Raw genomic sequence first — 21,814 nt, 5'->3', positions numbered from 1 at the left:
CGGCTCAAATGAAAATAATAACAAGGTTTTAGTAAGTAATAGGAGGAACTAAATGCGTAAACTTAAAACCCTCGTTCTGGCGACTGCAGCAGCATCATGCTTTGCTGGCTCAGCCGCTTTCGCAGAGCGCGGTTCAGCTGGAAACGTAAACATTGCCTACTGGCAAGCTGTTTCTATTTTGAACCCATTTTTGTCTGGTGGTACTAAAGACGTTGAAGCTTCGTCTTTGATCCTTGATCCGTTGGCAAACTATCGCCCAGACGGTTCTATGGAACCTGCCTTGGCTGCAGAAATTCCAACAATTGAAAATGGTGGCGTTGCTGCCGACCTTCGTTCAATCACTTGGAAATTGAAAACCGGCATCGTTTGGTCAGACGGTTCAGCATTTACAGCGAACGACGTTGTATTCTCAGCGAACTACTGTATGCACCCAGAAGGTGGTTGTAACGCGGCTTCAAACTTTGCTGATGTGGAAAGCGTGGAAGCAATTGATGATCACACTGTTCGTGTGAACTTCTCTGTTGCAAAACCATTCCCATATGGCCCATTTGTTGGCGCTACTGCACCAGTGATCCAGGAAGCTCAGTTTAAAGACTGCATGGGCGCGAAAGCCCCAGAATGTACTGATGCAAACTTTGGCCCAATTGGTACTGGCCCATTTGTTGTGGACGAGTTCCGCGCGAATGACGTGGTGACATTTAAAGCCAATGAAAACTACCGCAACCCTAACCAACCTGCATTTGCGACAGCAGTGCTAAAGGGTGGTGGCGATAGTGCTGCAACTACACGTTCAGTGCTTGAAACTGGCGAGTTTGATTATGCTTGGAACGTTCAGGTTGAGCCTGAAGTTCTTGATCAAATGCAAGCTGCTGGTAAAGGCAAAATCATCGCTGCGTTTGGTACATCTGTTGAGCGTTTGATGGTTCAGTTGACTGACGTTAACCCTGATCTTGGCGACAAGCGTGGTACTGTTGAAGGTGGGGCTCACCCATTCCTAAGCGATATCAATGTGCGTAAAGCTTTGTCTTTGGCTATTGACCGCGATATCTTGGTTGAAGTTGGCTACGGTCCAAACGGCCAGGTAACTTGTAACGTGCTTCCAGCGCCTGCAATTTATGCTTCTTCTGCAAATGACGCTTGTAAGACACAAGACGTTGATGCAGCCAACAAGCTACTTGACGATGCAGGTTGGGCAATGGGCAGCGACGGCGTTCGTGCTAAAGACGGTGTTCGTCTTTCAATTCTATACCAAACATCTACCAACTCAGTTCGTCAGGGCACACAAGCTTTGATCAAACAAATGTGGCAGGCGATTGGTGTTGAAACTGAATTGCGCAACATTGACGCTGGCGTGTTCTTTGGTGGTGACCAATCATCTCCTGATACATTCCAGAAGTTCTTTGCTGACATCGAAATGTACACCAACAACTTCGACGGCACAGATCCTGAAGCCTATATGGGCAACTGGGTATGTTCAGAAATCCCATCACCAGCGAACCAGTGGATTGGTAACAATATGCCACGCTACTGTTCAGAAGAGTATAATGCTCTAAGCGCTGAAATGGGTAAGACAGCTTCTATTGAGAAGCGTGCTGAAATGGCGAAAAAGATGAACGATATGCTTATGCAGGAATATGTGATGATCCCACTTATTCACCGTGGTCGCGTATCAGCTGCGTCTAACGCTCTAGGTAACGTTGTTCTTAATCCTTGGGATTCAGAGCTAGCGTTTGCTGAAGAGTGGACACGTAACTAATCATCAAAATCGTATCGCCCGCGGCCTAAAATTTAGGTTGCGGGCGATGCCCCAAGGTCGCTCCTTGGCTTAAGACCAAGTCAATTTGCGACTTAATGATAAGAGTTTTTCCGGGGACATTACATGCTGAATTTCACGCTCAGGCGGCTGCTTTTTGCAATCCCGACATTGTTGGTGATCAGTTTCATCATCTTTCTCATTTTGGATTTAGCGCCAGGCGATCCTACAGGTAGTTTGCCCCTGACTATTCCCGCAGAAGTGCGTGCGAAAATCAGAGAAGCATTGGGCGTTGGCGAACCTTTGCACATTGCTTATTTCAAATGGCTTCGCGGCTTCTTCATTTACGAGCCTTTGCATTGGCTCGATCAAATTGGCATTTCAATTGGCGATCCTGCCAGCCGCCCTCGCATCATTTCATTTGCGACCCGCGGTCCAGTATTTGACCTTCTTGCAGAGCGCATTCCACAAACCCTTTGGGTTGTTGGCCTGTCTTATGTGGTTGGAATTTTGATCGCATTGCCCATCGGTGTAATTTCAGCATACAAACAATATTCATGGTTTGACCAATTGGGGACTTTCATCTCCATGGTTGGATTTTCTGTACCAACCTTCTTCACCGGCCTATTGATGATCGTAATTTTCTCGGTTCAGTTGGGATGGTTCCCGTCGGTTTATGACACCACGCTGCAGGTCAACAGCCTTGAAACGTTCTGGATACAGTTCAAACAAATGGTGATGCCCGTAACGGTGTTGGCGCTGTTCAACGCGGCACAGATATCCCGCTTTATGCGCGCTTCGATGTTGGACAATTTAAGCCAAGATTACGTGCGTACGGCGCGGGCTAAGGGCATGCAGGAAAAAGTGGTTGTCTTGACCCACGTGTTGCGCAATTCACTTATTCCAGTTGTGACCGTGATTGCGTTGGGCATCCCAACGATTTTCGGCGGCGCCATCATTACCGAGCAAATCTTTCGGGTAAATGGATTGGGCCAGCTACTGATTATCGGCATTCAAGGTAGTGACTTCCCGCTCGTTCAAACCCTCACCTTCATGTTTGCGATTTTGATTGTCCTGTTCAATCTGATCGCTGACGTGGTTTATGGTATTCTTGACCCAAGGATCCGCTATGACTGATCAAACAGCTTCCACAGTAATGGCTAAACCACAACGTTCCCTATGGGGCGATGTACTCCGCCAGTTCCTGCAACATAAAGGTGGCGTTGCGGGTTCCATTATTTTCCTGTTCATTGTTGCGGCCGTGTTGTTTGGACCGTTCATCCATACAATTGACCCTCAATTCTTAGACATTCGCAACAAGAATTTGGGCCCCACCTGGGCACACCCAATGGGCACAGATAATTTGGGTCGCGATATGCTTGCTCAGGTTTTGAGTGGCGGACGTGTGTCTTTGGCCGTGGGTGTTGCGGCCATGGGTCTATCCCTGTTGGTCGGTACATTGATCGGCGTGATTGCTGGGTTCTTCAAACGTCTTGATGGCCCACTGATGCGCACAACCGACTTGTTCTTGGCGCTGCCAATTTTGCCTTTGTTGCTGGTGATCATTCTGTTGTTCCGGGATAGTTTACGATCCGTATTTGGGCCCGAAATGGGCATCTTCTTCCTGATTGTTTTTGTGATCGGGATCACCAGTTGGATGAACACGGCGCGTATCGTACGTGGTGAAGTGTTGGCGATTAAAGAACGAGAGTTCGTTTTGGCTGCGCGCTCGATTGGCACCGGATCGCTAAAGACTGTGGCACGGCACATTTTCCCCAACGTATTGAGCCCGGTGATGGTCTCGGCCACATTGGGGATCGCCAACGCGATTATTACCGAAAGCGCGTTGAGCTTTTTGGGGCTTGGTTTCCCGTCAGATTTCCCAACTTGGGGACGTTTGCTGTTTGATGGTGCGAACTTCATGACGCTTAATCCAGCGCGGGTGATATGGCCCGGACTTGCCATTTCACTGACCGTTCTGAGCGTCAATTATATTGGCGACGGGGTACGTGATGCATTGGACCCACGCATTCGCGGGCGGTGATCCACTCACCTCACCTTGATTTTGAGGGCGACCCATTGGGTCGCCCTTTTCTTTTCAACAAATAATGGACCTACTCAATGAGCCGAGATGAAGCCGTAATAACTGCAAAGACTTTTGCCAAAGATGGTCGTTTTATTGAGGATCTGTCCAAGCGTGTCGCGGTGCCCACCCAGAGTGCTGTGCCCGAAAGCCACAAGGATCTATGGGTCTATTTAGAAGATATCCTGACACCCGACTTTGAAACGTTGGGGTGCGATGTGACCTTGCACGAAAATCCGGTGGCCGGTGGCGGACCGTTTTTGGTGGCCCGACGAGATGAAAATGATCAACTACCAACCATATTTTGCTACGGCCACGGCGATGTGGTGCCCGGCATGGAGGGCGAGTGGCAGAACGATCTTGACCCATGGGCGACAACAATTATTGACGACCGGATTTATGGCCGCGGCACAGCGGACAATAAGGGGCAGCACACAATTAATATGCTAGCACTTGAAGCCGTGTTGAAAGCCCGGGGCAAACTTGGGTTCAACCTAGTCTTCCTCGTAGAGATGTCAGAAGAAATTGGCTCGCCCGGCTTGCGCGAGTTTTGCGCAGCCAACAAAGAACTTCTAAAAGCTGATGTGTTGATCGCATCAGACGGGCCGCGCGTTGCCCCTAATTGCCCTACCATGATGCTCGGCGTGCGCGGGGCGATGGAATTTTCGCTGGTTGCCGATCTGCGACAAGAAGATCACCATTCGGGCAACTGGGGCGGCATCATCTCTGATCCAAGTGTATTGTTGGCCCATGCCCTAGCTACCATCATGGACCGCAACGGTAAAATACTAATCGATGCATGGCTGCCCAAAGATCTTCCAGCCTATGTGCGTCCAGCTCTTAAAGATTGTCCGTTCGATCCCGGAGAAAGCGCCGACGAGCCTGACGAAGATTGGGGTGAACCTGGTCTAAATGTTCCCGAAAGACTTTATTCTTGGAACAGTTTTGACGTGTTGGCGATGGATGTTGGGGACGCCAAGAACCCGGTGAACGCCATTCCAAAACGCGCCGCCATGCATTGCGCGTTGCGGTTTATTGTCGGCACTGACACAGACAATGTGGTTCCAGCCCTCAGGCGCCATTTAGATTGGCATGGTTTCACCGAAATTGAAATCACACAGCCAGAGCAAAACCCAGCTTACCAAGCCTCAAGGCATGACCCCAATTTGCCATGGGTGAAATGGTGCGCCAACTCAATTGCCAATACCATTGGCGAACCGCCACAAATCTTGCCCAATGGCGCAGGATCTTTGCCCAACGATATATTTTGTGATCTTTTGGGCATGCCGACAATCTGGGTTCCCCACTCCTACAACTCATGCGGTCAACATGCTCCTGACGAGCATTTGCTTATGCCGCTTGTAGAAGATGGCTTGGCAATGATGGCGGGCATATTTTGGGATGCGGGAGAGTTAGGCGAGGATTTTGCAGCGATGAAAGCCAAAAACAATGAAATTGAATAGCAAAATTATCATTCTATCAGGGCTGATCGCTTCACTGAATGCGCTGCCAAAAACAGCATATGCGACCTCATCGATGTGGTGTGAGGGCATCGGCGTGGATGCTTCGGTCGACATTCTGTTGGGCGCGGGGCCTATGCTCAATGCCTTGGAAGTGGATGCATCGATTGGCGAGCGGTTTGTTTCAACTCGACAGCGCGAAGGTGCTGAGAACGCAAGAATTTTGCAGTTCTCAGCGAATGATCAAATGCTTCATCTCGAGCTAATGGATGACCAAGCAGATCAGCACCTCGCTTCGGTGCGGCTTCTTCGACAGTTTGATGATGAAAATGAACCCGTACAAATCGGTATCTTGCATTTTACCGGTGTGGCACCGGTTGCTGTTTCATGCGTTGGGCCTTAGCCACCACCTTTCTGGTTACTCCAACCGGAAGGCCTTGCGATGTTTTGGAATGAACAGGTCTTTGCCCTTCAGCTTCCGCGTAAACCAATTTCCGACCGTCATAAACAGCCAGCTACAGCCTACGTTTTCGCCAAGTGGCACCAAAATTGGCGCCTTCTTCCACGGCGTGTAAGGCTTTTGGCTTTCAACAGTTTGGCCACCCAACACACCTTTTAGCGTCTTAATCAACCAAGGCACTTGTCGTAAAATTGCGACAATTGTCATACCATCACCAACATCGGCGATGTCCCCTGCAACGAATAGATTTGGGTATTGAGTTGGCCGCATCCAGCTATCGGCTTTTACGCGCCCACTTGCACCTTCAACTATGCCTGGCAGCGTTTTGATGAGATCCGCGTTTGGCTTAGACCCAATAACGGGGAAGATCAGATCTGCAGAAATTTCACGCCCGTCTGTTAACGTCACAGTCCCTTCATATGGCATATCCAAATGTTGCAAATCTTGGGCTCGTTGGCCAAGAACAACAGAAACACCCATATTCTCCAACTTTTGCTGCAATTGATTGCCTAGTGACTTCGAGTACATGGGGAAAAGTGTCTCGTCAGATGAAATCAACGTGACTTTGGTGTCAGACCGAACAGCTGCAATTTCACCGGCAAGTTCGATACCCACGGCACCGGCGCCAACAATTGCAACTGTTTTCGCGTCTAAAAGCTTTGCACTGACTTGTTTGTGCGCATGGATAAAGTCCTCAACGCTCTCACCGGCGGGCTTAAACGGCGCGGCATAAGATGAACCGGTTGCGACGACAATATAGTCGGCGTCGGCCTTAGTCCCATCCGCCAAGATGACGCCATCTGACAAAATTTGCGTCGCACGCCCACGCACCACGCGGCCATGCTTCAATAATTTATCATAGGGCAACACCAGCTGTTCCAACAAAGATTGATCCAGCAATGCGCGAATAGCAGCTGGGGGCAAAACGAATGCTTCGCGTTGTTCAATCAACGTTACATCAGCAACCTCTTCCATCTCTCTGGCAACCTCGGCGCCAACATAGCCACCGCCAACAATCACAAGTCTTTTCTTATCGCTCATCTTAGCGTCCGTCTCACTGGTTCTGGGAACAACCCATTGATTAGTACATTTGTTCAATGTAAATTAGGCAGTATGATCACTATGACAAGTACGGTCATTTAGGATACTGCTATGATTTCGCATGAGACTGAAGAATATTGCCACATTGAAGTTTTGCTTTCAGCCATTTCAGGCCGCTGGAAATTGTTGATCGTATATTGGCTCGTGCAAGAAACTTGCCGCTTCAATCAATTGCAACGAAAACTGGGTTCCATTACTCATCGAACATTGACGCGCCAGTTAAGTGAAATGCAAGAAGCTGGGCTTGTCGTTCGAAAGGATTTCCAAACCATTCCACCTCATGTGGAATATAGTTTGACCCCGCTAGGGCAAAGCCTGCTGCCTCTTTTGCAATCCATGCATGAATGGGCAAAAGAACATGCGGACAAAATGCCCGCACCAAGGGTGTTGCCGAAACAGGCCGATTGAACGCAATTCTATTCAAAGGCGTGCTGGTCTTCATTATTGCTCTTGGTTCTTAAATTTCGCCGCAAAACGCCCCGCAATTGCTTGACTCTTTGCCCATTCTCCAGCATAAACCAATTCAAATTTGCGCGTACTGTCATCAGTGCGCGTGATTTTGTTTGTAAAATGCGCAGCTTAAGGCCGATCTCCCGTAATTGGGAATCACAAGTTCGAACCCCATGTTCGGCGCCGCACAGCGCGACACAACAGAGCAATAATGCTCAAAGGAAATGATATGTTTGCTGTAATCAAAACAGGCGGCAAGCAGTACAAAGTTGCTGCTGATGACGTTCTGGAAATTGAAAAACTCGAAGCCGTTGCTGGCGACGCTATCGTATTTGAAGAAGTATTGATGGTAGGCGCTGATGGCGATGTAACAATTGGTGCTCCACTTGTGGATGGCGCAACTGTTGCAGCCGAGTTGGTTGAACAAAAGCGCGCGAAGAAAATCGTCGTCTTCAAAAAGAAACGTCGTCAAAACTATCGCCGTAAAGCGGGTCACCGCCAAAACTTGTCAGTTGTGCGTATCACTGACATTTTGACAGGTGGCGCGAAGCCAAAAGCAAAAGCGGCTAAAAAGCCTGCTGCTGCCAAGTCTGAAGCACCTGCTGCTAAAGCAGATGCAAAAGACGATTTGAAATTGATCTCTGGTGTTGGACCAGCCCTTGAGAAGAAGTTGCACGCATTGGGTGTTACAACTTTGAGCCAAGTTGCAGCCTTTACACCAGAAGAGATTGAACGCGTTGATGCAGAGCTAAACTTTAAAGGCCGCATTGAACGTGAAGACTGGATTAGCCAAGCAAAAACGCTTTTGGCTGGCGAATAAGAGTAGGAGACTGACAAATGGCACATAAGAAAGCAGGCGGTTCGTCCCGTAACGGTCGTGATTCAGCTGGTCGTCGTCTCGGCGTGAAGAAGTTTGGTGGCGAAAGCGTCGTTCCAGGCAACATTCTCGTGCGTCAGCGCGGCACAAAGTGGCACCCAGGTGAAAATGTAGGTCTTGGCAAAGATCATACAATTTATTCGCTCGTCGAAGGCAAAGTGACGTTTTCAACCCGTCGCAATAACAAGACCTTTGTATCAGTGATGCCACAAGAGGCGGCAGAATAACGGCGGATGATTAATCACTTACCCGCCGGTTTCTCAAAGAACCCCGGCGGATAAGACATTCGCAAAAGCTTCAAAAGAGTTTTTAAAAGGGGAGATGGGAAACCGGCTCCCCTTTTTACTTTTGGAGCAACAAAATGACTTTCAACACGATATACAGGGCTTTGCCCTTAAGGTTCAAAACCGACACATTGGAACTGCGGCCAATTGAACTCGCCGATTTGGCGGACCTTGTTCAATTGGCCAACAATAAAAAAATCTCTGACGTGCTCGCGCGCCTGCCGCACCCATACACAATGGATGACGGGCTAGAGTTCATCAATGAAATCGCCAACGGCGCAACCGAGCGCACATGGGCGATATGTAACCGTCGTGGCACCATGATGGGCGTCTGTGGCATTCACCAGCATGAAAATGGCAATCCAGAGCTTGGCTATTGGCTTGGCGAACCCCATTGGGGACGCGGCATCGGCTTTGAAGCTATCGATGGTTTGATGAACGAGTTGGACATCGCCGCGCCAGAAGACGATCTGTTTGCGCGTTGCTTGAAGTCAAATAACCCATCAAAAAGGCTGCTGGAAAAGGTCGGTTTTGTCGCCAATGGCGAAGAAACGAGCTGCGGGCAGCATAAAGACCAAGCAGTTTGGACGTTCGTGCGCCCCGCGCGGGATGACATGTTCGCTCAAGAGGCGGCAGAATAATGCTTGAACTTCACACAAAACGGCTAGTGCTGCGACCAGTGGCACTAGAACATGCCAAAGACATCACGGATGCACTTAGCGACTTTGAAGTCGCGAAGTATCTTTCTGCCGTTCCATATCCTTTTGCCGAAAAAGACGCGATCGATTGGATTAAATCGCAGAAAAATGATGGCAACCCCGCAACAACTAATTTCGCAGTTGCGCTACCCACTGGCACTTACTGTGGCTCTGTTGGATTTCACGGTTCTAGTGCGCAGCCAGAACTTGGCTATTACATCAAGAGAGAATTTTGGGGCCGCGGTTATGTCAGTGAAGCTGCAAGCGCAGCAATTAGCTGGCTTTTTGATCAAACTGAGCTGGCATCAATAACTTCCGGTGCTTACACCTTCAACCCTGCCTCACTTGCAGTTCAGGCGAAGCTGGGTTTTGTTGAAACTGAAACTGAAGACCGGATGAGCAATTCGCAAGGCCGTGCATTGCCATTGGTCACGACGTTGCTAAAACGCCAAGACTTTAAACCACTGTAAAAGAACAATATTATGTTTGAACTTATGACAGAGCGTCTATTTCTACGCCCGGCAAAGTTTGAGGATGCGGATCGCATGCAATGTATTTTGGCTGACTTTGAAGTCGCCAAAAATCTGGCGCGCGTGCCCCATCCTTATGCAGAAAACGCTGCCATCGAGTGGGTTGAGCGCGTGAAAGATAATGCTGAGCCATTTGACGCCAAATTCTCGATCATTGACCAAGATGGACAATATTGCGGTTCAACCGGATTTTCGCAGGACGGCGTGGTGCCACGGCTCGGCTATTACTTGGACCCGGTGCATTGGGGTAAGGGTTATATGAGTGAGGCGTGCAAAGCTGTTGTTGCTTGGATTTTTGACATTGCGAACCCTGATTACATAAAATCGGGCGTTTATCCGACCAATTTGGCGTCTTTAGCGATACAAAAGAAGCTTGGATTCGTCGAAATTGGCCGTAGCACGGTACATTGCCTTGCACAAAACGCAGATTTGCAGCATATCGATACGCAACTAACAAAGGATGCGTTTGTCGCCGCCACGCAATAGTGCGTTTGCGACCACGTTTGAAGTGACATGAAATTTCTCGATCAAGCTAGAGTTTATATTCGATCCGGCGCGGGTGGCGCAGGTGCTGTGTCATTTCGGCGTGAAAAATACATCGAGTTCGGCGGTCCTGATGGCGGCAATGGCGGACGGGGTGGCAACATCATCGTCAAGTGCGTCGATGGGCTCAACACGCTTATCGACTATCGTTACCAGCAACATTTTAAAGCCCCTGTTGGCACCCACGGCATGGGCAGGCAGCGTACCGGTGCTGATGGTGCAGACGTCATTTTGAAAGTGCCGGTTGGCACCCAAGTCTTTGAAGAAGACAATGAGACATTGATTGCGGATATGACCGAGATCGGCCAACAAGTTGTTTTGCTTGAAGGCGGCAATGGTGGTTTTGGCAATATGCACTTTAAAACCGCAACCAATCAGGCGCCACGCCATGCCAATCCGGGCATCGAGGCTGAAGATAAGTGGATTTGGTTACGCCTAAAGCTGATCGCTGATAGCGGACTTGTTGGGCTGCCAAATGCCGGCAAATCAACATTCCTATCTGCAGTTTCTGCCGCCAAGCCGAAAATTGCCGACTACCCATTTACAACACTTCACCCAAATCTGGGCGTCGTGAAAATCGGTGAACGAGATTTTGTGCTCGCTGATATTCCTGGCCTAATTGAAGGTGCGCATGAAGGCGCGGGCATTGGCGATCGGTTTTTGGGCCATATCGAGCGGACGCGTTCCATCATCCATCTGATTGATGGCACCCAAGAAGATGTTGTTGGCGCGTACAAAACCATTCGTGGCGAGTTGGCCGCCTATGGCCACGGGTTGGATGAGAAACAAGAAATTCTTGCGCTGAATAAAATCGATGCTTTGACTGACGAAGAGCGGGAAGAAAAACTTGCAGCCCTACGCGAAGCATCGGGTGGTGAAGTTTTGGCCATTTCTGCCGTCAGCAAGAAAAACACAGATCAAATTCTGTATAAAGTCATTGCATCAATGGATGGGGCTAAAAAGCAGGCAGAAGAAGAAGCCAAAGCTGCGGCCGAAATTGATCAAAATTGGACGCCTTAGGATAAATGTCTGCACAGTTGATCGGCTCCCTCACAGCATCAAGCTTTAAGCGCCTGACGATAAAAATCGGGTCAGCACTGCTTGTCGACGGGACTACCGGACAACTCCGCCAAAGCTGGCTGGAAAGCCTTTGTGCAGATATTGCTGGATTGAAGTCCGTTGGCGTTGAAGTATTGATTGTGTCATCGGGCGCGATCTCGCTAGGTCGGCGCATTTTAGGCTTAACTTCTCAAAATCTCTCGCTGGACCAAAGTCAGGCGGCTGCATCGGTTGGCCAAATCGCGCTATCGCAAGCCTATCGTGATGCGCTGAACGCACATGATGTCGTCACGGGTCAGATTTTGGTGACGCCCAATATTACAGAACAACGTCGGCATTTTTTGAACGCCCGGACGACAATTAACACGCTACTGGACCTTGGTGCCGTCCCCATCATCAACGAGAATGATAGCGTTGCAACAAGTGAAATCCGATATGGCGACAACGATCGCCTAAGCGCTCGCGTTGCGACAATGATCGAAGCAGATGGCTTGATCTTGTTTTCCGATATTGACGGGCTCTATACCGCGCCGCCCCATCTTGATCCCACTGCCGAACATTTGCCGGTGATTGAAAAAATCACCCCCACGATTGAAGCGATGGCAGGAGGCGCAGCAAGTCATTTGTCGCGCGGCGGCATGGTCACAAAAATCGAAGCCGCAAAAATGGCCGTAAATGCCGGAACGGCGATGATAATTTGTAAGGGACATGAATTGAACCCTTTGCAAACTCTATTTGATGGCGGGAAGCACAGTTATTTCGTTGCGAGCAAAACACCACGTGCTGCTCGCAAAAACTGGATTATGGCGTCTATACCCACCGGGCGCGTGCATATTGATAACGGTGCACTAAAAGCTTTGCGCGGCGGCAGAAGCCTGTTGCCGATTGGTGTCACCAAAATTGAGGGCAAGTTTCAGCGCGGTGATGCGATTGCAATTTTTGATCCAACGAACTTGGAAGTTGCCCGAGGGCTTGCCAACTTTGATGCCATTGACGCACAAAGTATTATTGGCCGTCGTTCCCAAGAGATTGTTGAAATTCTGGGGCCGGTGAACAGAACAGAACTTGTCCATCGTGACAATTTGGTTTTGACGAGCGATGATATCAAGGAGCGTGCAGAATGAGTGAATTGAACACGTCTAACAGCGATGAAATTGCTCAGATTATGGCTGACATCGGCAGTCGCGCAAAAGATGCCGCGCGCCAACTCGCAACCGCCTCGACATCAGAAAAGAACTTAGCCCTGACCGCCGCCGCTGATGCGCTTTTGGGCATGCAGGACAAAATCCTAACCGCCAACCAACAAGACGTTGAAGCTGGTCGCGCTAAAGGCATGACGGCGTCATTCCTTGACCGACTTACATTGGATGAAGATCGCATCGCAGCAATAGCCGAAGGGCTACGTGCCATTGCAGAATTGGCAGATCCTGTAGGGACAAAAATCGCCAGCATCGAACGACCCAACGGTTTAAAAATTGACCGAGTTCGCACACCGTTAGGCGTCATCGGCGTAATCTTTGAAAGTCGCCCTAACGTTACTGCAGACGCTGGCGCGCTTTGTCTAAAAGCGGGCAACGCCGTAATTTTGCGTGGTGGGTCTGACAGTTACCACTCCTCCCGCGCTATCCATTCAGCATTGCAGATTGGGCTGGAAAAAGCCGGTTTGCCCAAAACAGCCATCCAGCTTGTGCCAACAACCGATCGCGCTGCGGTGGGCGAAATGCTTAGCGGACTTAGCGGCAATATTGATGTGATTGTACCACGTGGCGGCAAAAGCCTTGTGGCACGTGTTCAAAAAGAAGCACGGGTTCCGGTGTTCTCTCATCTTGAAGGCATTTGTCACATCTATGTGGATAAGAGCGCTGATCTTGAGATGGCAAAACAGATTGTGTTGAACGCCAAGATGCGCCGCACCGGAATTTGCGGCGCGGCTGAGACATTGTTGGTACATGGCGACATTGCAGCGGAATTCGTTCCGGTACTTTGCGAAACTTTAGCGGCACAAAACTGTACTATTCGCGGTGATCAACAGGTCTGCGAACTTTTCGAAATGGCAGAGCCAGCTTCGGAAGAAGATTGGTCCACTGAATATCTGGATGCAATTATATCAGTCAAAATTATCCCCGATACCGAAGCGGCAATTGCCCATGTGCAGAAATATTCGTCCGGTCACACCGAAGCAATTATTTCTGAAGATTTCGCCCCCGTGGACGCATTTTTCAGCCAAGTGGATTCTGCGATTGTGATGCATAATGCCTCGACCCAATTCGCCGACGGTGGCGAGTTTGGGATGGGAGCGGAGATTGGTATCGCGACCGGTAAGATGCATGCTCGCGGCCCTGTTGGCGTTGAACAACTGACGAGCTTCAAATACTTGGTACGCGGCGACGGACAAATCCGCCCGTGAGTACGGTGTTTTTAGACAATGCACGCAAGAACCACCTGCCCAGTTCAGCGCCGGGCATGCGGATTGGTTTGTTTGGCGGTAGCTTCAACCCACCACACCAAGGCCATCGCATGGTCTCTCGCCAAGCGTTAAAACGCCTCAGTTTAGACGCTATTTGGTGGCTGGTAACGCCGGGCAATCCACTCAAAAACCATTCTCAACTCAAACCTCTCAGCGAACGTATCGACGCGGCGCGGGCACTTGTCGACCATCCCGGCGTGCGCATTACGGGATTTGAAGCCGAGCACGGATTTCGCTACACATTTGATACGCTAGAATTTTTGAAATCGAGTTTGCCTGATCGAAAATTCGTTTGGATTATGGGCGCTGATAACCTCGTCGGTTTTCACCGCTGGGAACGCTGGCAAGACATTGCGAAAATGATGCCAATGGCAATTTATGTGCGCCCTGGGGATGCACGACAAGCACCATTTTCACGCGCGGCAACGACCCTTAGTCAATATCGCATTGATGAAGGTGACGCGCACCAATTGGCAAACATGCCAGCGCCAGCATGGGTCTATTTGCATGGAATCATGAGCAATTTATCGTCAACCCAATTGCGCAGTAACCAAAAAACATAGTGCAAACTTGCCTACTTGAAAAACAAGGGCAAAAGGCGCATAATGAAGATACAGGCGTCCATTGAGGCGCTATTTTTATTTAGAAGGACTTGACGAACCAATATGGTTTTAAATCTGTCAGAGTTGGCTGTGCGCGCATGACGCCAACAACCACACCAGAGGGCAACAAAGCCCCACCTAAAAATCCCGACGTAAATCTCATCGAACTTGTTTCAACCGTTTTGGAAGACGCCAAAGCAGAAGAAACCGTGTTGATTGATATTCGCCAGAAATCGAGCCTTGCCGATTATATGGTGGTTACAACTGGCCGCTCTAACCGGCATGTGGGCGCGATTGCGGACCAATTGCAACGCGCGATGCGCGAAGCCGGTCTTGGTCGTCCAAAGACCGAAGGATTGCAGCAATGCGATTGGGTTTTGGTTGATGGCGGTGATGTCATTGTTCATGTCTTCCGCCCGGAAGTGCGCGAATTCTATAACATTGAGAAAATGTGGTCGGCTGATTTTCCGGGTGAGAACACGCACTAATGCGCGTTTCGATTGCTGCCATTGGGCGGCTGAAATCTGGCCCCGAACAAGAGCTTGTGGCGCGTTATCTTGAACGCGCCCGTGGTGCAGGGAAACCATTGGGTCTGACAGGTTTCGATGTTTCCGAATTCAGTGAAGCGCGGGGGGACAATACCGCCCAACGCAAATTGCAAGAAGCTGAACAATTGCTGGGCGCCTGCCCGGACGGCGCACAAATCATCGCACTAGATGAACGCGGGCGCACAATGACCAGCCCCGACTTTTCCAATAAACTTGGCCATATTCGCGATGATGGCGCTCGGCACACGTGCTTTATTATCGGTGGGCCCGACGGTTTGGATGCGTCTGTGCGCAAACGAGCAAACCTTACACTTAGCTTTTCTCCCCTCACCTGGCCGCACCAAATTGTGCGTGCATTGCTGTGCGAACAATTGTATCGCGCCATCACAATTATGAGCGGCCATCCCTATCACCGCGAATAGCGATCAATTGATCCAACAAAATCCCCAAACCTTTTGACGATTTGCTAGATTGAAATCACTGATTCGGTCCCCATTGCGCTTTGAGGTTATGTGAGTTTGTCTCGTGCTCCATTTTCCAGCTTAATATTACGGTGCGCCGCATTTTGTGGCCTTGTCTTCGCATCTGTTAATGCGATGCCAGCAATTGCGCAATTTGTTGACCCTCAAACAGAGCAAGATGCCCGCGCCGAACTTGAACGCGTTGAGCAGACAATTGAAATCAGCACCCAACGTGTCCAAGAGTTGCGACAAGAGATTGCCGATATGGAAGGTGATCGCTCCAAGCAAACAGCGGCACTGATTGCCTCGGCACAACGGGTCAAACTTGCTGAGATTGAAGTTGGCTCAATTTCGGAACGTATGGGCGAGTTGCGTGACGAGGAACAATCCATCCAAGAAGTGTTGGATGTTGAGAATGCTGAAATCAGCACGTTGCTCACCGCTTTGCAGGTCATCGGCCGCAACCCGCCGCCAGCGCTGATCGTTGAACCTGACAACGCCACGAGCTCCGCGCGTGCGGCACTTTTGCTGGCATCCATATTGCCGCAATTGAGCAACAGAGCTGATGCCATTCGGGTGGAACTGGAAGCATTGCGGGAAATCAAGGCGCAAGCAGCAGCCGAGGAAGCTGAACTGTTTAAGAACCTTTCTGTCTTGCGCGAAGAAAAGCTAAAAATCGCCGTATTGCTGGAAGCGCGACGCACCGGCGTTGAACGTGCGGGACAAGCTTTAGAAGCTGAACAGCGCGAAGCAGAGCTGCTCGCCAGCCGGGCGAGTTCCCTAAACCAGTTGGTTCGCGCCCTAGAAAAAGAGGTCAAGTCGGTTGGAGAAGCCAACGAGGCGGCACGGCAATCTGATGAGAACCCACGGTTCAATATCGGCGCACAACTTGAGGCAGAAGCTATTCAATTGGCGCTGGCGGACACAGATCGTGATCAACCTGCATTTCCATTTCCTTCCGGCAAAGGTCACCTCACCGTTCCCTCGAACGGCGTGAGCATTATCGAATTTGGCAATAATGATGGATTTGGCGGCGTTGCCAACGGCACCTTTATCGTTACCCGCGCCGAGGCTCAAGTGGTCGCACCGGCCGACGGGTGGGTGATTTATAAGGGCCCGTACCTTAATTACGGCCAAATTGTCATCTTAAACGTTGGTCAGGGATATAATATTCTGCTGGCGGGCTTGGCTGAAACATCAGTTGAACTTGGCCAGTTTATTTTGATGGGAGAACCAGTAGGGATAATGGGCAAGCGCACAATATCTCAAACAATCGCGACCAGTGCTGGCAACTCGCGTCCAACCCTATATATTGAACTTCGGGAGGAAGGGACACCAATTAACCCTTCTGATTGGTGGGCAACCACAAAAACCGCAACACGTGATGGATAGAATATGAAACTTAGTGTGCTTAAACCCCTGTGGATGTCCCTTGCAATTGTCATTGCTGGCAGCTTCCCAATTTCAGCACAAGAGGCTGAAAAAGTTGAAAAGGCTCCCCTTAGCGAGGAGGAAGTCTATCAAGAACTCAACTTGCTAGGCGAAATATTCGACCGTATTCGCGAAGAATATGTAGATGCGCCCAACGAACGAGAGCTCGTGCGTGCCGCCATTCAAGGTATGCTAACTTCTCTTGACCCGCATTCGGGCTATCTTGACCCACAAGACTACGAAGAGGTGCGTGAAGATACGCAGGGCACCTTTGGTGGACTAGGCATTGAAGTGATCATGGAAGATGAAGTGATCAAAGTGGTGTCGCCAATTGATGAGACCCCCGCTGCGCGGGCAGGCGTTCTGGCCAATGACTATATTGTTGAATTGGACGGGGTCGCGGTGCGTGGACTTTCGCTTGACCAATCAATCGACAAAATGCGTGGCGAAATTGGCACTGACATTGTCATCACCATTGTGCGTGAGGGTGTCGCTGAGCCTATTAAACTCACCATTACCCGCGACGTTATCGCGTTCCGCGTTGTGCGCACATCGGTTCGTGACAATGTTGGTGTGATCCGCTTGGCCCGTTTCACCGGTCAATCCTACGCTGGCATCGAAGACGGCATTCGTGATCTGCACGATGAACTCGGCGACGACCTCAAAGGCCTAGTGTTGGATTTGCGGAACAATCCAGGCGGACTAGTTGACCAATCTGTTTTCATCGCAGATGCATTTCTAGCCCGTGGCAATGTGCTTTCAACTCGTGGGCGCACAGCAGACGAAAACACACGCTATGACGCCAACCCGGATGATTTGGACAAGTTGATTTCTGACATTCCACTGATTGTTTTGATCAATGGTGGCTCTGCTTCCGCATCAGAAATTGTTGCTGGCGCTTTGCAAGATCAAAAACGTGCAACATTGCTTGGCACACGTTCTTTCGGCAAAGGGTCAGTTCAGTCCATCATCTCACTGGGTGCGAATGGCGCAATGCGTTTGACCACATCTCGCTATTACACACCAAGCGGTCGTTCTATTCAGGCCGCGGGCATCACGCCTGACATCGAAATTTTTCAAGACATTCCTGAAGCACTGCAAGGGCGCGACGAGATTATCGGTGAAGCGGCGTTGGACGGTCAAATTGGTGGTGGCACCGAACAGGAAGCCACAACAGGTTCATCCGTTTACGTGCCGGGTGATCCAGACCAAGACAATCAGCTAAAATATGCTGTCGACTTGATTTTGGGCAATGAAACTCATGAGGCATTTCCACCGAATTCGGAGAACTAAACCACACGAGCATGGGGCCAATTCCATGCCAACCTGAATAGGATTGTTTGCGGCGAATGATCGACAAGTTAGATAAACCCTTGGGGCGCACCCGCTCCAAGGGCAGACGACATAACAGCGGCTCAGGACGTGGGCGATTGCCCATTGTGCAGTTGAGCGTTGGCTTGCTCGTTCTCGTGATCAGTGCACCTGTCGCATGGATTTGGTTTGTAGATAATCCAAATGGAGGACGCCCTGTTGCTGATGTTGAGGTAAACTCCGTTGTCGACAGCAACGAACTTGAACGCAATCTGGCTATTGAAGATGAAACGCCTGACCTGATCATCGCGCAAGACAATGTTGATGCAACAACCCAAAACGCGCAAAGCGACCAACTGATCATCAGCACCGATGGGCTGCCGGATGACAATGATGGCGCCGAGACTTTTCTCGCCCAAGCTGACATGCTGGAATTAAGCCAGCATGGGTCTATTCCGCAAGTTTCACCCGACGGCGATCGTCCAATTGATGTTTATAGACGCGCGTCAATCACAAGCTCGTCTGCGGATGGCAAACCTCTAATCGCCGTCATCGTATCCGGATTGGGGCTTTCCAAAGATGGTAGCGTTGATGCGATCGACAAATTGCCTGATGACTTCACGTTGGCATTTGCCCCTTATGGCAAAAACGTCGCCGAGGTCGCTCAACGCGCGCGCCAGGGCGGCCACGAAATTGTGCTGCAAGTGCCTCTTGAGCCTTTTGACTATCCGCAAAATGACCCGGGGCCGCAGACATTGCTGGTTGGCCAATCCGCACGCGCCAACCTGGACCGGCTTTATTGGCTTATGTCCCGCATCGATTCCTATATCGGTATTATCAACCATATGGGGGCGAAATTCACTTCCGCCAGCAATGACTTTGAACCAATTATGGAAGAAATTGCACTTCGAGGCCTAGCCTATTTTGACGATGGAACATCCAATCGTTCCGTTGCGCGGCAGCTGGCACAAACGTCAGGCGCAGCGTTTGCCCAATCAGATTTGATGCTGGATAATGTACCTTCGCGGGGCAAAATTTTGGAGCAATTGAAAAAGCTAGAGCAACGTGCCCGCGACAAAGGGCAAGCGATCGGCATTGCTTCAGTGCTGCCAATATCGGTAACAACACTTACCCAATGGGCAAACGGATTGGAAGATAGGGGCTTTATTTTGGTCCCCGTTAGCGCCTTACTTTCTGATAATACTGGAATTTAATATGACAAATTATGCTTTACGAGAGCAACTGCCCTATCGGCAATGTGTTGGTATCTTGTTGTTCAACACTGCAGGTAAAGTCTTTGCAGGCAAACGATTACCGCAGGATCAAAAGTTCACAAAATATGTGTGGCAATTGCCGCAAGGCGGTGTTGATCGTGGCGAGGTTGCGGCGGAGGCCGCGTTGCGCGAACTTTACGAGGAAACAAATGTTACATCCGTCACAATGATCGCGCGGACGGCTGAACCACTATTCTACGACTTGCCCGATGAACTTTTAGGTGTCGGCCTTAAAGGCAAATTTCGTGGCCAGCAGCAAGACTGGTTTGCATACCGATTTACTGGCGACGAAGCAGAAATAAATGTGACGAGGCCAGCAAATGGGAAACATGCTGCAGAGTTCTCTACGTGGGCATGGAAGGACTTGGCTGAAATGCCAGACCTCATTGTGCCGTTCAAGCGCGATGTTTACCAAAAACTGGTCGCCGAATTTGGGCAAATTGGAGCGTCAGCTTAAATGAAAACCATTGGCCTGATTGGTGGTATGAGCTGGGAATCGACAGCCCTTTATTACGCTGCGATTAACCGCGAAATATCAAAGCGTAAGGGTGGGCTGCACTCCGCACCCATTCTGCTTCATTCCGTTGATTTTGCACCAATTGCGGAGCAGCAAGCCAATCACGATTGGGACGGTTTAGGCAGTGCTATGGCTAACAGTGCAACACGCTTATCTGCTGCCGGGGCCGAGGCGATCTTCTTGGCGAGCAATACAATGCACAATGTGGCCAACCGTATTGAAGACGCTACTGATTTGCCATTTACCCATATTGCAGACCCGACAGCCAATGCCTTGTTGGCGGATGGGTATGATAAAATTGGATTGCTTGGCACGGCCTTCACAATGGAAATGCCATTCTACAAAGAACGGCTGCAGATGCGTGGTCTAGACGTGGTGGTGCCAGAAGTGGGTCGTACCAACATTTCTGGGATCATTTACAATGAACTTTGCAAAGGCATCGTTTCTGATCAATCCCGCGCTGTTTATGTGGATGCCATCAACTCGATGCAGGCCCAAGGCGCGCAAGCTGTCATCTTAGGGTGCACAGAAATTACCATGCTCATTGGTGACGATGACAGCCCTATTCCCACATTCGATACGACGGCCCTTCACGCTCACGCTGCGGCTGACTTTATTTTAAGCTAGCAACTAACTTTCTTAGCCGTGGTAGCAGCCAGATGGCTGCTTGGATTGCGAACAGGCCGATCAGTCCCAAAAACGCCAATATTGTTGCGTTGGATTTCAGGATTGTCGTCAGGCTTGCTATTTCAATTAGATCATCCGGGACATTCTGAATGGTCAACATGAAATAGATGAATATGTTTTCGGCATAATCGAATAGCGTGATTGAAAATGAGACAATAACGAATGCAATTGACGCATATTTTGTGTCGTGCCCTATCCGGCTCCAACACCATTTAGCGGCACCAAATATCGTTAGGCTCAGCAATGGCGGATAAAAAATATCGAGTACAAGTTGGCGCTCGATATAATAATTGCGCTCCGCTTCGGATAGCGCCTGTAAATAAACATTAGCATCATCAACCGAATAGCCAAACGGGCGCATATCAAATGCGAGCAAACCGTTCGCCATGTTCGCAAGAGATGGCAATGTCACAACTAACATTGTCACGTATATTGCCATCGCTGCGACGAAACATATCCAAGTCATACTTGGTTTCAAATTCATGCGGTACATTTTGATTTCCTTTTGTTGCCACATGAATTTGATGGCATAAGGCGGCAGCATGGCGCATTATCATTTGATAATGGAAAGACCAGTTGACGCCATCGAACTTCAGACAATTCTTACACAACACTTTGGGGTGAGCTCAGATAGGGCAACCCTCATCGTGCCTATATTTGCAATTGAGGCAGCGAAGAAGAATTCGACAATCGTCCGACAGGGAGAACAATCTCACCAAGAGCTTCTGCTGCTTAGTGGTTGTGTTTCCTGTTCTATCTGTGATGAAGAAGGCGCTGCACATTGCGTTGGAATGTTTGAAGGCCCTTGTGTGCTGCCACCCCACATTTCCCGGACAAAAGACGACGTATCCTGGGTTTCAATCGAAACCAACTCCCCTTGCCGAATTGCTGGTGCATCTGCGTCAGCATTTATGGAGCTGATGGTCGCAAATGAAACCGTGCGCGACTGGGGCAACACTATTATGCGTGAGCGGATGCGCGCACAATCCGAGCATCAATGGGCACTTGCAGCCTTAAACAATGCCAAACGTTTAGAATGGTTCCGGCGTTCTCACATTGATTTTGAAGACAAATTCGAGCATTGGCGAATTGCTTCATTTTTGGGCATGACGCCGGTCAGTTTCAGCCGTGCGCGCAAACATTCAACATAAAAAGACCGCTCGGCATTTCATCCGAACGGTCTTGATGTTACGCGGTGAGGTCGTAGGTAAACTTTTA

Annotated in this window: 25 protein-coding genes; 23 read left to right on the top strand and 2 right to left on the bottom strand. The window is 49.8% G+C overall.

Annotation, left to right across the window (positions count from 1 at the left end; all coding sequences use genetic code 11):
* The first annotated feature begins 52 nt into the window (after nt 1-52).
* From AC2D8L_RS15620 to AC2D8L_RS15600, 5 genes are all read left to right on the top strand, one after another.
* Nucleotides 53-1,756 (top strand): peptide ABC transporter substrate-binding protein, encoded by a 1,704-nt coding sequence (locus AC2D8L_RS15620; protein WP_484686438.1) that lies wholly within the window; start codon nt 53-55, stop codon nt 1,754-1,756.
* A gap of 123 nt (nt 1,757-1,879) precedes the next feature.
* Complete coding sequence (locus tag AC2D8L_RS15615) at nt 1,880-2,890, top strand: ABC transporter permease (RefSeq protein ID WP_484686437.1); 1,011 nt, start codon at nt 1,880-1,882, stop codon at nt 2,888-2,890.
* Nucleotides 2,883-3,797, top strand: coding sequence for an ABC transporter permease (locus AC2D8L_RS15610; RefSeq protein ID WP_484686436.1), 915 nt, complete (start codon nt 2,883-2,885; stop codon nt 3,795-3,797). Before AC2D8L_RS15615 ends, AC2D8L_RS15610 begins: the two co-directional genes overlap by 8 nt.
* A 77-nt stretch (nt 3,798-3,874) precedes the next feature.
* Entirely contained in the window at nt 3,875-5,299 is a 1,425-nt protein-coding gene (locus AC2D8L_RS15605) for a M20 family metallopeptidase (protein ID WP_484686435.1), read from the top strand.
* Nucleotides 5,286-5,699 carry a hypothetical protein gene (locus AC2D8L_RS15600; protein ID WP_484686434.1) on the top strand — a complete coding sequence of 138 codons (414 nt, stop codon included), beginning with the start codon at nt 5,286-5,288 and terminating at the stop codon, nt 5,697-5,699. Before AC2D8L_RS15605 ends, AC2D8L_RS15600 begins: the two co-directional genes overlap by 14 nt.
* A 15-nt stretch (nt 5,700-5,714) precedes the next feature.
* Here the strand turns inward: AC2D8L_RS15600 and AC2D8L_RS15595 are convergent, their stop codons facing one another.
* Nucleotides 5,715-6,797 carry an NAD(P)/FAD-dependent oxidoreductase gene (locus AC2D8L_RS15595; RefSeq protein WP_484686433.1) on the bottom strand — a complete coding sequence of 361 codons (1,083 nt, stop codon included), beginning with the start codon at nt 6,795-6,797 and terminating at the stop codon, nt 5,715-5,717.
* A gap of 111 nt (nt 6,798-6,908) precedes the next feature.
* Between AC2D8L_RS15595 and AC2D8L_RS15590 the strand changes: the two genes are divergently transcribed.
* The 17 genes from AC2D8L_RS15590 (at nt 6,909) to AC2D8L_RS15510 (ending at nt 20,536) form a co-directional block, all read left to right on the top strand.
* Nucleotides 6,909-7,265 (top strand): winged helix-turn-helix transcriptional regulator, encoded by a 357-nt coding sequence (locus tag AC2D8L_RS15590; RefSeq protein WP_484686432.1) that lies wholly within the window; start codon nt 6,909-6,911, stop codon nt 7,263-7,265.
* Nucleotides 7,266-7,536: 271 nt separating this feature from the next.
* Nucleotides 7,537-8,127, top strand: coding sequence for a 50S ribosomal protein L21 (gene rplU / locus AC2D8L_RS15585; protein ID WP_484686431.1), 591 nt, complete (start codon nt 7,537-7,539; stop codon nt 8,125-8,127).
* A 17-nt stretch (nt 8,128-8,144) separates the two neighbouring features.
* Complete coding sequence (gene rpmA, locus AC2D8L_RS15580; RefSeq protein ID WP_484686430.1) at nt 8,145-8,411, top strand: 50S ribosomal protein L27; 267 nt, start codon at nt 8,145-8,147, stop codon at nt 8,409-8,411.
* 134 nt (nt 8,412-8,545) lie between these two features.
* Entirely contained in the window at nt 8,546-9,109 is a 564-nt protein-coding gene (locus tag AC2D8L_RS15575; protein WP_484686429.1) for a GNAT family N-acetyltransferase, read from the top strand.
* Nucleotides 9,109-9,636: a GNAT family N-acetyltransferase gene (locus AC2D8L_RS15570; RefSeq protein ID WP_484686428.1), complete on the top strand. Its 528-nt coding sequence runs from the start codon at nt 9,109-9,111 to the stop codon at nt 9,634-9,636. The genes AC2D8L_RS15575 and AC2D8L_RS15570 overlap by 1 nt, the downstream gene beginning before the upstream one ends.
* Nucleotides 9,637-9,648: 12 nt before the next feature.
* Nucleotides 9,649-10,182 carry a GNAT family N-acetyltransferase gene (locus AC2D8L_RS15565; RefSeq protein ID WP_484686427.1) on the top strand — a complete coding sequence of 178 codons (534 nt, stop codon included), beginning with the start codon at nt 9,649-9,651 and terminating at the stop codon, nt 10,180-10,182.
* 27 nt (nt 10,183-10,209) lie between these two features.
* Entirely contained in the window at nt 10,210-11,259 is a 1,050-nt protein-coding gene (gene obgE, locus AC2D8L_RS15560) for a GTPase ObgE (protein ID WP_484686426.1), read from the top strand.
* A 5-nt stretch (nt 11,260-11,264) separates the two neighbouring features.
* The gene (gene proB / locus AC2D8L_RS15555; protein ID WP_484686425.1) at nt 11,265-12,422 is read left to right on the top strand and encodes a glutamate 5-kinase; all 1,158 of its coding nucleotides are present in this window, start codon (nt 11,265-11,267) and stop codon (nt 12,420-12,422) included.
* Nucleotides 12,419-13,705 (top strand): glutamate-5-semialdehyde dehydrogenase, encoded by a 1,287-nt coding sequence (locus AC2D8L_RS15550; RefSeq protein ID WP_484686424.1) that lies wholly within the window; start codon nt 12,419-12,421, stop codon nt 13,703-13,705. Before proB ends, AC2D8L_RS15550 begins: the two co-directional genes overlap by 4 nt.
* Nucleotides 13,702-14,328, top strand: a complete 627-nt coding sequence (locus AC2D8L_RS15545; protein WP_484686423.1) for a nicotinate-nucleotide adenylyltransferase — start codon at nt 13,702-13,704, stop codon at nt 14,326-14,328. Before AC2D8L_RS15550 ends, AC2D8L_RS15545 begins: the two co-directional genes overlap by 4 nt.
* 137 nt (nt 14,329-14,465) lie before the next feature.
* A complete protein-coding gene (gene rsfS / locus AC2D8L_RS15540) occupies nt 14,466-14,855 on the top strand; it encodes a ribosome silencing factor (RefSeq protein ID WP_484686422.1) in 390 nt (129 codons plus the stop codon).
* The gene (rlmH, locus tag AC2D8L_RS15535) at nt 14,855-15,337 is read left to right on the top strand and encodes a 23S rRNA (pseudouridine(1915)-N(3))-methyltransferase RlmH (RefSeq protein ID WP_484686421.1); all 483 of its coding nucleotides are present in this window, start codon (nt 14,855-14,857) and stop codon (nt 15,335-15,337) included. The genes rsfS and rlmH overlap by 1 nt, the downstream gene beginning before the upstream one ends.
* Before the next feature lie 90 nt (nt 15,338-15,427).
* Nucleotides 15,428-16,768, top strand: coding sequence for a murein hydrolase activator EnvC family protein (locus AC2D8L_RS15530; protein WP_484686420.1), 1,341 nt, complete (start codon nt 15,428-15,430; stop codon nt 16,766-16,768).
* 3 nt (nt 16,769-16,771) lie between these two features.
* Nucleotides 16,772-18,100 carry a S41 family peptidase gene (locus AC2D8L_RS15525; protein WP_484686419.1) on the top strand — a complete coding sequence of 443 codons (1,329 nt, stop codon included), beginning with the start codon at nt 16,772-16,774 and terminating at the stop codon, nt 18,098-18,100.
* A 56-nt stretch (nt 18,101-18,156) separates the two neighbouring features.
* The gene (locus AC2D8L_RS15520; protein WP_484686418.1) at nt 18,157-19,332 is read left to right on the top strand and encodes a divergent polysaccharide deacetylase family protein; all 1,176 of its coding nucleotides are present in this window, start codon (nt 18,157-18,159) and stop codon (nt 19,330-19,332) included.
* 1 nt (nt 19,333) lies between these two features.
* A complete protein-coding gene (locus AC2D8L_RS15515; RefSeq protein ID WP_484686417.1) occupies nt 19,334-19,849 on the top strand; it encodes an RNA pyrophosphohydrolase in 516 nt (171 codons plus the stop codon).
* Nucleotides 19,850-20,536, top strand: a complete 687-nt coding sequence (locus AC2D8L_RS15510) for an aspartate/glutamate racemase family protein (RefSeq protein WP_484686416.1) — start codon at nt 19,850-19,852, stop codon at nt 20,534-20,536. It abuts the gene before it with no gap.
* Here AC2D8L_RS15510 and AC2D8L_RS15505 read toward each other — a convergent pair.
* Nucleotides 20,523-21,089 carry a hypothetical protein gene (locus AC2D8L_RS15505; protein WP_484686415.1) on the bottom strand — a complete coding sequence of 189 codons (567 nt, stop codon included), beginning with the start codon at nt 21,087-21,089 and terminating at the stop codon, nt 20,523-20,525. The genes AC2D8L_RS15510 and AC2D8L_RS15505 overlap by 14 nt on opposite strands.
* A gap of 49 nt (nt 21,090-21,138) precedes the next feature.
* Between AC2D8L_RS15505 and AC2D8L_RS15500 the strand changes: the two genes are divergently transcribed.
* Nucleotides 21,139-21,747 (top strand): Crp/Fnr family transcriptional regulator, encoded by a 609-nt coding sequence (locus AC2D8L_RS15500; protein ID WP_484686414.1) that lies wholly within the window; start codon nt 21,139-21,141, stop codon nt 21,745-21,747.
* The last annotated feature ends 67 nt before the right edge of the window (nt 21,748-21,814 follow it).

It is taken from the genome of Maritalea sp. YIW29, assembly GCF_057219265.1.
This window is presented reverse-complemented; position numbering and strand designations above follow the sequence as displayed.